The sequence below is a fragment of the Citrobacter braakii genome (assembly GCF_002075345.1).
In the GTDB taxonomy this organism is placed as follows: Bacteria; Pseudomonadota; Gammaproteobacteria; order Enterobacterales; family Enterobacteriaceae; genus Citrobacter; species Citrobacter braakii.
Genome location: NZ_NAEW01000011.1, coordinates 15,508 through 28,579 on the forward strand (window position 1 = coordinate 15,508; position 13,072 = coordinate 28,579).

Genomic DNA, 13,072 nt, shown 5'->3' on the forward strand with positions numbered 1-13,072 from the left:
TAGTTCCATTACAAGGTTTTCAACCTGAAAACAAAATAACGCAAGGTAATTAAGTTTTCAAGATGAAAGCAAAATATTAATCAAGCATGTCTTCCTGATACAGGATTTACGACGCGCCAGGCCACATCTCGCATAACATTTCGTGCCGCCTGGCTCACTCCTGCCAGCTGGAAAAATCCGTGGATAACGCCAAGATAGCGTTGGCAGGTACACTCCACGCCCTGCTCCTGGAACCGTTGATACAGGGCCTCACCCTCATCGCGCAGTGGGTCGAATTCGGCTGTAATGATGTGCGTGGGCGGCAGACCGTTGAAGTCTTCACGCCAGACAGGGCTGGCTTCAGGATGCCGCAGGTCGGTTTGCGGCAAATACATCTCGTAGCCCGAAAGCAACGTGTCACGCGTGATAATGTAATCCTGCCCATTTCGATCGTAGCTCTCAAACCTGGCGGTTGCGTCCAGCATCGGGTAAATCAGTATTAGCTGCGCAGGTTGCCATTGATTGGCAGCTTTCAGGCGCAGTGCGGTGACCAGCGCCAGATGCCCGCCCGCACTGTCGCCAGCAAGCGTAATCCTGCCGCGGTCGACACCCAGTTTCTGGGCATATTTCCAGATAATATTGGCTCCCGTTTCAGCGTCGTTATGTGCAGCCGGGAAAGTATGCTCTGGTGCAAGGCGATACTGCACCGCAATGACTCGACAGCCGCTGTACCAGGCGAGCTGCCTTAGCTGGTTATCATGCGTCGCGAATCCGCCACTGACAAAGCAGCCGCCGTGATAATAGATAACGCAGGGTAGATTTCCCGTGGCGCCCCGCGGCGAAACAACGCGAAATGTCATTGCATCGAGTTCAATATCTTCAACCTGTACGCGGGTTTCAGTTTCTCCTGCCAGTACCGTGCTGGCAATGTAGCCAGCTCTCCGGTCATCAATATTTTGCTCGCGCGAAGAAGGGCGTCCCGCCGCGATAAATGCCTCAACCAACTGTGCAATCCCGATTTCCAGTGCCATTTATTATTTTCCTTATCTGTATGGATATACAGTTTTATAACCTGGATAGCCACGAATGAGAATGGGAAAAGTGACGGGTGTACGATTCTGGAAAGCGGCTCGCAAAAGTAAAAATCGTTCGCGTGAAGGCTATTTTCTCGCTTTTCTCGGGTGTATGTTGTGTGGAAATTAATCGCCAATGATATACTGGAGGTATATGTGAGTATGATGGCTGGGATGGATATGGGCAGAATTTTACTCGATTTATCAGACGAAGTGATCAAACGTCTTGATGATCTCAAGGTGCAGCGTAATCTGCCGCGGGCCGAGCTTTTGCGGGAGGCTGTTGAACAGTATCTTGAGAGGCAGGATCAAGCTGAAACGACAATTTCACGTGCTCTTGGGCTATGGCAAGGTTGTGAGGAAGATGGCGTTGATTATCAGCGTAAACTCCGTGAGGAATGGTAATGGTCACAGGATCTGCGCTTTTTGATACCAACATCCTCATCGACCTGTTTAGCGGGCGAAGTGAAGCAAAACTAGCGATAGAAACATGGCCGCCGCAGAACGCAATCAGCCTCATTACATGGATGGAGTTGATGGTGGGCGCAAAAAAATATCATCAGGAATCTCGCACACGCGTTGCGCTAGGCGCTTTTAATGTGATCGGTGTTTCACAGGATATTGCTGAACGAAGCGTGAGTATCAGGCAGGAATATGGGATGAAATTGCCGGATGCCATCATTTTGGCCACTGCGCAGATTCATCGTCTTACACTGGTTACGCGTAATACCAGGGATTTTGCAGGCATATCCGGCGTGGTCACACCGTATACGTTATAACCCGGGCGACCTGCGCCGCCCGGTAGTGCGAAGAACTTACTCCCCTTCACCCGGGAACAGGAACGGGTTGATGGAGCTGCGGGCAAAGCCCTCTTGCTCCATGTGTGCGTCCAGCATCAGTGAAGCGAGATCGTCGGCTACGGCCTCGACTTTCGGGTCTTTTTCCTGATAGAGAATCTTCAGGTAAGTCCCGCAATCGCCGCAGCTTTCAGCTTTAATGGCCGCCTGTTCGTTATCCAACGACCAGTAGTTCAAATCACGGCTCTGCTCGCAGTTGCTGCACTTCACGCGCACCACGTGCCACTCGGTTTCGCACAGGTTGCAGTGCAAATAGCGCAGCCCCTGAGTGGTACCGATTTGCACCATGCTGGAGACCGGCATTGAACCACACACCGGGCAGTACTGACGCTGTTCGCCGTATTCCGCACGGGCTTTGCCGGGGATCAGGCTCGCCATCTGCGCCCAGTAGAGCGACAGGGCAGCCCAAATGAACGGTGCTTTGTCGCTGCTGACGGAGGCGAAATCGGAGGCAAACAGCGCGCTGGCCATCAGTTCCAGCTCCTGCTCCGAGGCTTTTTCCAGATTCTCGATCACGGCCAGCGCAGGGCCGCTCATTTCCGGCTTCAGCTCAGCAATTAGCGATTGCAGCAGTTTTTGCCAGTGCTTGTCGCGTGGCAGAACGTGGATATCCAGTGGCGGTTTGCCCTGATCGTTCGCTTCTTTGATGCGAGCGGTCAGATCCATCTGCAGCGGATGGTCGTACAACACCACTTCCTGCGCGTGAGCGATCAGCGCGGCAAAACGCAGGTAATCACCCAGCGGGTTGTTCTCGGCCAGCTCGCGCAGACGTTCAGCGCGGCGGTTATACAAATTTTTGAGTCTGGGGAATAATAACGGCGGAATCATATCCGCCGTGCGTTTCTCGCTCTTCTCCAGCTCATCTTGCGGGATTATGCGAATACTCATTCAGATGACTTTTCCTGTTTCTGGCGGACTTCACGGTACCAGCGCGGGTGATGTTTCTTCGCCCATGAGCTGGTAACCCATCCTTCCACCATCGCGGTAATGGTGCCTTTCACCCAAAGGGCGGCGTAAATGTGCACCATGATAACCACAATTAACGCTACTGCGGCAAATGAATGCAGCATTAACGCGAATCGGATCACCGGGATTGAGAAAGCAGGCGCAAAATACGGACGCCAGATGACCACTCCGCTCACCAGCAACAGGACCAGGAAGATAATCGCCGCCCAGAATACGCATTTCTGGCCGAAGTTATAACGTCCAGTGTCACCTACTTCCTCGTTGACGACAATCTTACGAATATTCTTCGCCCAAAAGATATCATCCCGATTGATTAGATTGTGGTGCCAGTAACGGAAAAACATGATGATAAACGAGGCAAACATGATCACGCCGACAAACGGGTGCACAATTCGCGCCAGTTGCGGCGTGCCCATGATGTGCATCAGCCAGTTAAACGACGGGAAGAGAAAACCCATCCCGCTCACTGCCGCCAGAATGAAGCAGAAGGCGGTGATCCAGTGGTTGATGCGTTCCGGCGCCGTGTAGCGCACGATGGTGTCACGTCGTTTCATTTGCGCACCTCGTCTTTTTCTTCATGCAGATTGTCTTCTTCCTCTTCCGCACGGTTCGGGCCTACGCCGACGTAGTGGAAGATACTGGCCGCAAATGTCGCTGCAAAGCCGACGGCTGCGAGAGGTTTCCAGATGCCTTTCCAGAACTTCACGGTGGCGCTGATTTCCGGGTTCTCCGGCAGACCGTGGTACAGATTCGGCTTGTCCGCATGGTGCAATACGTACATCACGTGCGTACCGCCAACGCCTGCCGGATCGTACAGACCCGCGTTTTCGTAACCACGCGTTTTCAGCTCCGCCACGCGCTCACCGGCCAGCGTTTTCATCGACTCTTTGGTGCCGAAATGAATAGCGCCGGTTGGACACGTTTTCACGCAGGCTGGTTCTTGTCCGACCACTACACGGTCAACGCACAGCGTACATTTGTAAACGCGATTGTCTTCCGGGTTGAGGCGCGGCACGTCGAACGGGCAGCCCGCGATACAGTAGCCACAGCCGATGCACTGCTCGGACTGGAAGTCGACGATACCGTTGGCATACTGAATGATTGCTCCTTCGGCCGGACACGCTTTCAGGCAGCCCGGATCGGCGCAGTGCATACAGCCATCCTTGCGGATTAGCCACTCCAGTTTGTCGTTTTGTTCCACTTCCGAGAAGCGCATTACCGTCCAGGATTTAGCGGTCAAATCAGCCGGGTTGTCGTACACCCCAACGTTGTTGCCCACTTCATCACGGATGTCGTTCCATTCTGAACACGCCACCTGACACGCTTTACAGCCGATACAGGTGGTGACGTCGATAAGCTTCGCCACCTCTTCCTGATGGTCCCGCGCCTGAGGCGCGGGGGTGAAACCGTTAGTGGCGGAACGACGAATGATGTCTTGCGATTGATAAGCCATAGGTCGTCTCCGTTACACCTTTTCCACGTTCACGAGGAAGGACTTAAATTCCGGCGTCTGCGTGTTTGCATCACCGACGAATGGCGTTAACGTGTTAGCGATAAAGCCTTTTTTCGCCACACCTTCGTAGCCCCAGTGAATCGGGATTCCGATAGTGTCGATATCCTGACCGTTGGCCTTCAACGTGCGAATACGTTTAGTCACCACCGCTTTGGCTTTAATGTAGCCACGGTTAGAGGAGACTTTGACGGTATCGCCATGAGAGATACCGAGCTTATTCGCCAGCTTCTCGCCAATTTCCACAAACTGCTCCGGCTGGGCGATAGCGTTAAGCAGCGCATGCTTAGTCCAGTAGTGGAAGTGCTCGGTCAGACGGTAGGTCGTACCGACGTACGGGAACTTATCCGCTTTACCCAGTGCTTCCGCGTCACCTTTAAAGATACGTGCGGCAGGGTTAGAGATAACGTTCGGGTGCAGCGGGTTAGTCCCCAGCGGCGTTTCAAACGGCTCGTAGTGTTCCGGGAACGGACCTTCTGCCATCTTATCGATAGCAAACAGACGTCCCATCCCTTCCGGCTGCATGATGAACGGCCCAACGTTGCTGCCCGGCGCGGCGGCACTGTAGTCTGGAATATCCATCCCGCTCCATTTCGCCCCGTCCCATTTCAGGATCTGACGTTTTGGATCCCACGGATTCCCCTGCGGGTCTGCGGAGGCGCGGTTATACAGAATGCGGCGGTTGAGCGGCCACGCCCATGCCCAGCCCAGCGTATTGCCAAGGCCTGACGGATCGGCGTTATCGCGACGTGCCATCTGGTTGCCTTCCGGCGTCCAGCTACCGGCAAAAATCCAGCAGCCGCTGGAGGTGGTACCGTCGTCACGCAGTTGGGCGAACGAGCTAAGCTGTTGGCCTTTCTTGACGATAACGGCACCGGTGGCCGGGTCGATAATGTCGGCCAGGGCTTTTCCGTTGCTCTCCATCGCCACTTCTTCCGAAGCCGGTTCGTGCGGTGTGGAGTAGTTCCAGGTCATGCTCAGTACCTGTTCCGGGTTCGCGCCACCCTGTTCGGCATACATCTTGCGCAGACGCAGGAAGATACCGGCGAGGATTTCACCATCGGTAACGGCAATCCCCGGGGCATCCGCACCTTTCCAGTGCCACTGCAGCCAGCGACCGGAGTTGACGATAGAACCGTTCTCTTCGGCGAAGCAGGTGGACGGCAGACGGAATACTTCGGTCTGGATTTTCGTCGGGTCAACATCGTTCGACTCACCGTGGTTCTGCCAGAAGGTGGAGGTCTCTGTGTTGAGCGGGTCGATGGTAACCAGGAACTTCAGTTTGGACAGTGAAGCCACAACCTTGTTTTTATTCGGGAATGATGCGACCGGGTTAAAGCCCTGGCAGATATAGCCATTCACTTTGCCCTGGTTCATCATCTCGAAGTACTGCAGGACGTCGTACCCTTTATCCCACTTCGGCAGCCAGTCGAAGCCCCAGCTGTTTTCCGCTGTCGCTTTATCGCCAAAGAAGGCTTTCATCATCGAAACGAAGAATTTCGGGTAGTTGCCCCAGTAGTTCACCTGGCCTTCCAGCAACGGTTTTGGCGTGTTGGCGGCAAGGTAAGTTTGCAGGTCAGTTTGTTTCTCGCTTGGCAGCGTCATGTAGCCCGGCAGGCTTTGTGACAGCAGACCTAAGTCGGTCAGACCCTGAATGTTAGAGTGTCCGCGCAGGGCGTTAACGCCGCCGCCTGCCATCCCCATATTGCCAAGCAGCAACTGGATCATCGCCATGGTACGGATGTTCTGCGCACCAACGGAGTGTTGCGTCCAGCCCAGTGCGTACAGGAACGACGCGGTTTTATCTGGGCGGCTTGTTTCTGCGATGTACTCACAGACCTTCAGGAAGTCGGCCTTTGGCGTACCGCAGATATTTTCTACGACGTCCGGCGTGTAGCGGGAGACGTGCTGTTTCAGCAGGTTCCATACGCAGCGCGGGTGTTGCAGGGTGACATCGCGTTTGGCGAAGCCTTTTTCATCCAGTTCGTAGTTCCAACTGGTTTTGTCATACTTGCGTTTGTCCGCGTCGTAGCCGGTAAACAGGCCATCTTCGAAACCGTAATCCTCACGCACGATCAGGCTGGCGTTGGTATAGGCTTCAGTGTATTCGCGGTTGAATTTTTCGTTGTTCAGCAGGTACAGCAAAACGCCTGACAGGAAAGCAATGTCAGTACCGGAACGAATCGGAGCATAGAAATCAGCCACCGCCGCGGTTCGCGTAAAGCGCGGATCGATAACAATCAGCTTCGCGCCGTTGTGAATTTTGGCTTCCATCGCCCAGCGGAACCCGACCGGGTGAGCTTCAGCGGCGTTACCGCCCATTACCACAACGAGGTTGGCGTTTTTAATGTCGACCCAGTGGTTGGTCATCGCACCGCGACCAAATGTTGGAGCAAGACTTGCTACCGTTGGTCCGTGTCAGACGCGTGCCTGGTTGTCGACCGCGAGCATACCAAGCGCGCGGGAGAATTTTTGTGTTAAATAGCCGGTTTCGTTACTGGAAGCGGAAGCACACAGCATCCCGGTGGAAAGCCAGCGGTTAACGGTTACGCCTTCGGCGTTTTGTGCAACGTAGTTAGCGTCGCGATCTTCTTTCATCAGCTTAGCGATGCGGTCAAATGCCTCATCCCAGCTAATCTGTTGCCACTTATCAGAGCCAGGTGCGCGGTATTCCGGGAATTTCAGGCGGCTTTCAGAGTGGATGAAGTCCACAAGTCCTGCCCCTTTCGGGCACAGTGCGCCACGGTTCACCGGGTGATCCGGGTCCCCTTCGATATGGAAGATGGATGCTTTGGCGTTTTTTGCTCCGTCACCGAGACTGTACATTAACAGTCCACAGCCAACGGAACAGTAAGTGCAGGTGTTACGGGTTTCGCGGGTGCGCAGCAATTTATATTGCCGTGTTTCCGCTAGCGCTACGCCGGGTGCAAAGCCCAGTGCCGCTGCCGTGGTGCCTGCCATACCGCCAGCGCAGATCTTAAAGAACTGCCTTCTGCTGACCTGCATGGTTCGCTCCTTGTTTCGACATTGTCACGTTCCCTTCGTTTTCCTATAACGCGAACGCGAGGGAAGTGGTTGTTATTTTTCTTTGCGGACGGGACCGCAAAGGTCCAGAATTGGGTGAATTTCCCTCCGTCCAGGAGGGATTTGTAAAGAATACCACAATGTTGGTATGCGTGTTCCAATACGGTTAAAAGAAAGTGAATAAGATTATTCAAGAAAACATCAAGAATGTGACATCTCCGACAGGATCTCGTCAGTTGACCCTCTGGAAGCGCGAGGACTTGCAACATCCTCAGCCAGATGAGGTAGCTGAAGAAGTGCCTGTGGCACTGGTATACAACGGGATTTCACACGTGGTGATGATGGCATCCCCGAAAGATCTTGAGCACTTCGCGATGGGTTTTTCACTTTCTGAAGGCATTATTGAGTCCTCGCAAGATATTTACGGGATGGACGTGGTGCCTTCCTGCAACGGATTAGAAGTGCAGGTTGAGCTGTCCAGCCGGCGCTTTATGGGGCTGAAAGCGCGTCGTCGCGCACTGGCCGGTCGGACTGGCTGCGGTGTTTGTGGCGTGGAGCAACTTAATGATATTGGCAAACCGGTCCAGCCGCTGCCGTTTACCCAGACATTCAATCTGGCGCATCTTGATAACGCCTTAAGGCATCTCCCTGATTTCCAGCCTGTTGGGCAACTGACAGGCTGCACGCACGCGGCTGCCTGGGTACAGCCGTCAGGTCATCTGGCGGGCGGGCATGAAGATGTTGGACGTCATGTTGCGCTGGATAAACTGCTGGGACGACGTGCGATCGAAGGGGAAACCTGGCAGCAGGGCGCGGTATTAGTCTCCAGCCGCGCCAGCTACGAGATGGTGCAGAAGTCGGCAATGTGCGGCGTGGAAATCCTGTTTGCTGTTTCTGCGGCGACAACGCTCGCTGTGGAAGTTGCCGAACGCTGTAACCTGACGCTGGTGGGTTTTTGCAAACCGGGCCGGGCGACGATTTATACACATCCCGAGCGTCTGATAACTGAGTAACCAGTATTCAATTAATTTGAATAAGACTGGCAAATCCTTCCGCTTTTAGTTGTGCGATGAGATGGCTATTATTTATCACATCAAGGCACGGTGCCTTAATCAAACAACTAAGTTAAAGGGTTTATATCATGAAAAGCATCAAAACTTTTGTCGCAGTTATCGCTCTGGCTACTTCTTTCGGTTCTTTCGCTGCTCAGACAGTTACCGCAACTGGTTCTACACTGGAAAGCGCTGAAGCAAAAATTGCCGCTCAGGCTGAACGTGCAGGTGCCAGCGATTATAAAATCACTCAGGCATACACTGGCAACCGCGTGCACATGACCGCTGAACTGCTGAAATAAAATACCTCAGTACTGTCGAAAGAGCGCCCTTGAGGCGCTTTTTTCATTTCCGGCATTCACTGCCTGAGCAATGCGATAAACGCGTTATAGTCTTTCAATCCCGCAATAGTTTCTGCCGGATGGCTGCTCAGCACGCTGGATAAATAACTGAAGATTTTTAGCTCATGCCGCGCCTCGGCGGCGGCACAGGCGATCAGGACATGGCTGACCGGTTCGTTATTCACCAGAATAGGGTGTGCGAGGGTAATAAAGAAACCACGAAAGCGGCGCTCCTGTTCGCTCCAGCAATGAGGAATCGCCAGGCGATTCACGATCAGGTTTTCACCTTCATGCTCCCGGGCGCAAATGCGCAGCGCTTCGTCCTCGGTGATATGGCTCTGTGCCACAAGCTGGCCGCAGATCCGGCCGATGATACTCTGCCAGCTTTCGGCCTTCATATTGGCGTAATGGAAGCTGCCCGGCTGTAAAAAGAAACGTTCGGGCTGCTGGCGGATAAAGGCCGTCGCGAGGAAGTGTTTAATCTGCTCGGTACCCGCAGCGGTGATGATGTTCTTGATGGTTAAGGTATTTTTTATAGATTCATCAAGTAAATAGTGACTATTGTTGATGATTAACAGTGGGGTGATTTCTTCACTGATGGCGCTGACTTCACTCGTATTTCGCGCAATGATCACCCGACAATTCAGAACATCTCGCTCAATGGCCTGTTGGTTGATGGTGGCGATAGCATTCTGGTCGGATAACAAAATGACCGGCTGGCGCTCGTTTTGATGGCGCTCCAGTGCGCAGGCGAAGTAAAGCCCGATGAGGTCGCTATCGAACAGTGGGATATCCAGTTTTTCACGCAACAGGGCAATAAAACGCAGACTCAAATCGAAGGCGGCAGGCCAGGTCGATTTCAGGTTGTGCATACTGCTCTGGCGATGTTCTGGTACCCAAACTGGGGCAGAGACGCATCTCAGCAGGTGGCCGGTAATATTATCAACCAGTTGGGTATCGATAACGTTCAACGCAGCGATGCCGGGAACGCTTTTTAACAACAAGGTCACCGCATCTGCAGAGATTGTCATTGCCTGCCGTTGTCTGATTTCCAGAAGGCCGGTCAGTGTTCTGAAGGCGTTCTCGCCCAGGTAGACTCCTCCTTGTTCCACCGCATTTTTCAGTGATACATACCGACACTCCGGCCATGACCCGGAGAGTTGGTTACGCAGGGCATAGACGGCCAGCACCAGACTTGCCAGGTACTCTCCCGAGATGAGCGGGAATTCATTAAGTTTTTCACATGCTGCATTGAGCCTGTCGATATTGTCCCGGGTAATACCCGGCAGTGGAATTAAGAGGGGATCTTTTTTAAGCAGATTCGCCAACAGGATAATGCGCTTTTCTTCCGGTTCATCAATGAAATGACCGACGCCCGGGCGGCTGGCAAGACAAAAGGCGCGCTCATAGCGCTGCTTCAACCGTGGGAGACGATCGGCCACCCAGGTTTCAGGTAAATTGAGCGCCGAAGCCAGCTGTACACGCGGTGTAAAGGTATTGAGCAGAAGAAAGGCCAGCAACCGGTCATCATTATCATGGCGTTGCAGAAGCTGAAAATAACCGCGTCTGTCGACAATTTCCAACTGATAGCCCGCACTGCCGCCGGGCTGAATGCGGGCCTTACCGCTGAGGGTAAAATTGAGGTAGTCAATATCGCGCAGGATGGTTCTGCCTGAAACGCCAGTTTGCCGCGCCAGGTCGCCCAGCAAACACGGCTGCTGTTCAAGAAGATCCACCAATTTTAACTGGCGTTCCGAAAGCATTAACTCTCCCGGCGAAAGTCAGTAAACGCGCGGACCTTTTCGGTCGACAGCGAGGTGAGCAGTTCGTGCACCAGCGTAAACAGCGCGTTGTAATCCGATGCGGAAATCATGCCGCTGTTGGCGTGGAGATAGCGAGTCGGCAGGCATAGCGCCGCCACAGGACGACCGCCGCCCATAACGTTATAGCGTCCACCGTCCGTCGCCCCGGTTTTCATGGTGCAAAACTGCAATGACGCGCCGCTGCTTTCTGCACACGCTTTTAATGTGGCAACCAACTGCTGATTAGGGAAATAGCGCTTATCGAACAGCATCAGCCCTGGGCCCTCGCCAAGCTTGAGTGGGTATTTAATGCTGTCGATTCCGGGCACATCGCCCGCAACCGCAGTATCCAGCACGATCACCACATCGGGCTTGATATGCTCCGCTGAGGTTTGCGCCCCGCGTAGACCCACTTCTTCTTCCACGCTGCCCACGCCGTACAGGGTAATTTCAGGGTTATTCACGGTTTGTAAAAGCTCGGCCATCAGGGCGCAGCCGACGCGATTATCCAGCGCTTTGCCGACGATCTTATCTTCGCCCCAGCGAGCGAAATTGGCTTCCGGGCTAACGAAATCACCGATCGCAATTCCGCGGTTTTCTACTTCTTCGCGGCTGTTGGCACCAATATCGATGAACATTTCGTCAAATGTCAGAGGTTGCTGTTTCTGCTTTTCCGTTAAGGCGTGCGGTGCTACGGAGCCGATTATGCCAGGGATTTTAACGCCCTTGCGGGTACGGATGGCGACCCGGTGGTTCAGCATCGACTGGCTCCACCAACCGCCAATGGTGGTGAAGCGCAAAAAGCCGCTTTCGTCGATATGCGTGACCATAAAGCCCACTTCATCCATGTGACCGACGATGGCAACCTTCGGCCCACGGTTGCCCTTGCGTGCGACAAAGCTGCCGAGGCCGTCAAAAGTGATTTCATCGACGCTGGAATCCAGCGCATTAATGAGAAGAGTGCGAACTTCCTGCTCATCACCGCTGACGGCGCTGGCTTCGCATAACTGCTGAAGTAACTCAATGTTCATGGGCAAGCTCCTGCTGTGCGGCTTTACGTTTCAGCCACAATCCTTTCAGGATGATAATTAACGAAATGTTCAGCGCCAGACCGATAGCCAGCACCAGGTAAAATGACCCCACCGGGGACATCAGGCCAATCAGCGGATCAAAGATACCTAAACCCGGCGCGAGACGTTTGATTCCAAAGGCGATGACCAGCATGCCGGTAATACCACCGGAGAGCGTATTGGCGGTAATCATCGGCAGCGGCGCGGCCAGCGCATAGGGGATTGCCGGTTCGGTGGCGACGGTGGCACCCACCACAATCGCACTGCTGGCGGCGGCCTTCTCCTGCTGGGTAAACAGTTTTGGCGCTAAATAGGTAGCGATACCTGCCGCGACGGGCGGCATCAGCGCCACCACGCCGACGATGGCGTACCAGTCATAGATATGTTTTTCCAGCAGTGAGAAGCAGAAGAACCAGGCCGTTTTATTGATTGGCCCGCCCATATCAAATGCCAGCATTGCGCCAACGAGGAAGGCTGCGCCCATTTTCATTGATGGCGGAATGGTGTTCAGGAAGTGCAGCAGCCCCCCCATGATGTCGGACATCACCGGGCCGATGACGTAATAAGTCAGTACGCCAAACACCAGCAAAGTGACAAACGGGATCAGCATGGAGCCGAGCAGCGGCTGCAACGCTTTGCCGAGCCGAACCTTGCGAAACCAAAGCACAAAGTAGCCAATTGCCAGCCCGAGTACGACCGCGCCGAGAAACCCCGCGCCGGACTGGGTGCCGAGAAGACCTTTATCGTTCGCCAGGTAACACACCAGAAACGCCGGGGCAAAAGCGGGCTTATCGGCAATCGACCACGCGATGTATGCCCCCATTATGGGGATCATAAAGGTGAAGCCCAGATAGCCGATGGATTCAACAACCCAGGTGAACGATGGCGCACCTTTCGACATATCGGCATAGGGCAAACCGAACTGCACCAGCATATTAGCGATGGCGACCAGAATACCGCCGCCAATAACAAACGGCAGCGCGGCGGAAACGCCAGCCATCAGGTGGCTCATCACGCTACCGTGCTGGACCTCCTGTTTTCCCAGCTTCACGCTGCTATCAGTGGCAAAAAGTTGTGAGTGAGTCGGTAACTGCGTAAAAATCAGGTCGATATTTTTCAGCGCCTGGGAAATGGCTATTTCATAGACTTTTTTCCCGGCGAAACGCGCCCGGTCTTCACCGCTCAGGCCGCGACCTGTAGCCAGAATAACGTAATCGGCAGCGGCAATTTCTTCACTGGTCAGTCGGTTTTCGACGCCGCTTGAGCCCTGGGTTTCGACTTTAATCGTATGGCCGAGCGAGCGCGCTTTTTGCTCCAGCGCTTCTGCCACCATATAAGTGTGGGCGATACCCGCCGGACAGTTGGTAATCGCCACTAAACGCAAGGATGACTCCATAG

General features: G+C 54.0%; 12 protein-coding genes. 4 read left to right on the forward strand and 8 right to left on the reverse strand.

What is annotated here, in order from left to right:
• Positions 1–80: 80 nt before the first annotated feature.
• Positions 81–1,010, reverse strand: a complete 930-nt coding sequence (locus BZK42_RS19700; RefSeq protein ID WP_080859881.1) for an alpha/beta hydrolase — start codon at positions 1,008–1,010, stop codon at positions 81–83.
• Positions 1,011–1,214: 204 nt separating this feature from the next.
• On the opposite strand from BZK42_RS19700, the gene BZK42_RS19705 reads away from it, so the two are divergent.
• A complete protein-coding gene (locus BZK42_RS19705) occupies positions 1,215–1,457 on the forward strand; it encodes a ribbon-helix-helix domain-containing protein (protein ID WP_016155181.1) in 243 nt (80 codons plus the stop codon).
• Complete coding sequence (locus BZK42_RS19710; protein ID WP_016155182.1) at positions 1,457–1,831, forward strand: type II toxin-antitoxin system VapC family toxin; 375 nt, start codon at positions 1,457–1,459, stop codon at positions 1,829–1,831. The genes BZK42_RS19705 and BZK42_RS19710 overlap by 1 nt, the downstream gene beginning before the upstream one ends.
• A gap of 36 nt (positions 1,832–1,867) precedes the next feature.
• On the opposite strand, the gene fdhE is transcribed toward BZK42_RS19710, so the two are convergent.
• The 4 genes from fdhE to fdnG are packed head-to-tail and all read right to left on the reverse strand — an operon-like array spanning position 1,868 to position 7,391.
• Positions 1,868–2,797 carry a formate dehydrogenase accessory protein FdhE gene (fdhE, locus tag BZK42_RS19715; protein WP_003028685.1) on the reverse strand — a complete coding sequence of 310 codons (930 nt, stop codon included), beginning with the start codon at positions 2,795–2,797 and terminating at the stop codon, positions 1,868–1,870.
• On the reverse strand, positions 2,794–3,429 hold the full coding sequence (gene fdoI / locus BZK42_RS19720; RefSeq protein WP_003028686.1) for a formate dehydrogenase cytochrome b556 subunit: 636 nt from the start codon (positions 3,427–3,429) through the stop codon (positions 2,794–2,796). The genes fdhE and fdoI overlap by 4 nt, the downstream gene beginning before the upstream one ends.
• A complete protein-coding gene (gene fdoH / locus BZK42_RS19725) occupies positions 3,426–4,328 on the reverse strand; it encodes a formate dehydrogenase O subunit beta (RefSeq protein WP_003028691.1) in 903 nt (300 codons plus the stop codon). Before fdoH ends, fdoI begins: the two co-directional genes overlap by 4 nt.
• A 12-nt stretch (positions 4,329–4,340) precedes the next feature.
• Positions 4,341–7,391 carry a formate dehydrogenase-N subunit alpha gene (gene fdnG / locus BZK42_RS19730; RefSeq protein ID WP_131405487.1) on the reverse strand — a complete coding sequence of 1,017 codons (3,051 nt, stop codon included), beginning with the start codon at positions 7,389–7,391 and terminating at the stop codon, positions 4,341–4,343.
• A 194-nt stretch (positions 7,392–7,585) separates the two neighbouring features.
• On the opposite strand from fdnG, the gene fdhD reads away from it, so the two are divergent.
• Together fdhD and BZK42_RS19745 are read left to right on the forward strand one after the other, a co-directional pair.
• The gene (gene fdhD / locus BZK42_RS19740; protein ID WP_080859883.1) at positions 7,586–8,422 is read left to right on the forward strand and encodes a formate dehydrogenase accessory sulfurtransferase FdhD; all 837 of its coding nucleotides are present in this window, start codon (positions 7,586–7,588) and stop codon (positions 8,420–8,422) included.
• Positions 8,423–8,550: 128 nt separating this feature from the next.
• Positions 8,551–8,763 carry a YdgH/BhsA/McbA family protein gene (locus BZK42_RS19745; protein WP_003825262.1) on the forward strand — a complete coding sequence of 71 codons (213 nt, stop codon included), beginning with the start codon at positions 8,551–8,553 and terminating at the stop codon, positions 8,761–8,763.
• Between the two features lie 56 nt (positions 8,764–8,819).
• Here BZK42_RS19745 and BZK42_RS19750 read toward each other — a convergent pair whose 3' ends face one another.
• The 3 genes from BZK42_RS19750 to BZK42_RS19760 are packed head-to-tail and all read right to left on the reverse strand — an operon-like array spanning position 8,820 to position 13,070.
• Positions 8,820–10,565 carry a putative frv operon regulatory protein gene (locus BZK42_RS19750; protein ID WP_080859885.1) on the reverse strand — a complete coding sequence of 582 codons (1,746 nt, stop codon included), beginning with the start codon at positions 10,563–10,565 and terminating at the stop codon, positions 8,820–8,822.
• On the reverse strand, positions 10,565–11,635 hold the full coding sequence (locus BZK42_RS19755; RefSeq protein WP_080859887.1) for an aminopeptidase: 1,071 nt from the start codon (positions 11,633–11,635) through the stop codon (positions 10,565–10,567). Before BZK42_RS19755 ends, BZK42_RS19750 begins: the two co-directional genes overlap by 1 nt.
• A complete protein-coding gene (locus BZK42_RS19760; protein WP_047357775.1) occupies positions 11,625–13,070 on the reverse strand; it encodes a PTS fructose-like transporter subunit IIBC in 1,446 nt (481 codons plus the stop codon). Before BZK42_RS19760 ends, BZK42_RS19755 begins: the two co-directional genes overlap by 11 nt.
• Positions 13,071–13,072 lie beyond the last annotated feature (2 nt).

Excerpts from the sequence above, each read along its gene's own strand:
- BZK42_RS19755 (WP_080859887.1), bottom strand. The coding sequence starts at position 11,635 with ATGAACATTGAGTTACTTCAGCAGTTATGCGAAGCCAGCGCCGTCAGC.
- fdhE (WP_003028685.1), bottom strand. The coding sequence starts at position 2,797 with ATGAGTATTCGCATAATCCCGCAAGATGAGCTGGAGAAGAGCGAGAAA.
- BZK42_RS19700 (WP_080859881.1), bottom strand. The coding sequence starts at position 1,010 with ATGGCACTGGAAATCGGGATTGCACAGTTGGTTGAGGCATTTATCGCG.
- fdoI (WP_003028686.1), bottom strand. The coding sequence starts at position 3,429 with ATGAAACGACGTGACACCATCGTGCGCTACACGGCGCCGGAACGCATC.
- BZK42_RS19705 (WP_016155181.1), top strand. The coding sequence starts at position 1,215 with ATGATGGCTGGGATGGATATGGGCAGAATTTTACTCGATTTATCAGAC.
- BZK42_RS19745 (WP_003825262.1), top strand. The coding sequence starts at position 8,551 with ATGAAAAGCATCAAAACTTTTGTCGCAGTTATCGCTCTGGCTACTTCT.
- BZK42_RS19750 (WP_080859885.1), bottom strand. The coding sequence starts at position 10,565 with ATGCTTTCGGAACGCCAGTTAAAATTGGTGGATCTTCTTGAACAGCAG.
- BZK42_RS19710 (WP_016155182.1), top strand. The coding sequence starts at position 1,457 with ATGGTCACAGGATCTGCGCTTTTTGATACCAACATCCTCATCGACCTG.
- fdoH (WP_003028691.1), bottom strand. The coding sequence starts at position 4,328 with ATGGCTTATCAATCGCAAGACATCATTCGTCGTTCCGCCACTAACGGT.
- BZK42_RS19760 (WP_047357775.1), bottom strand. The coding sequence starts at position 13,070 with ATGGAGTCATCCTTGCGTTTAGTGGCGATTACCAACTGTCCGGCGGGT.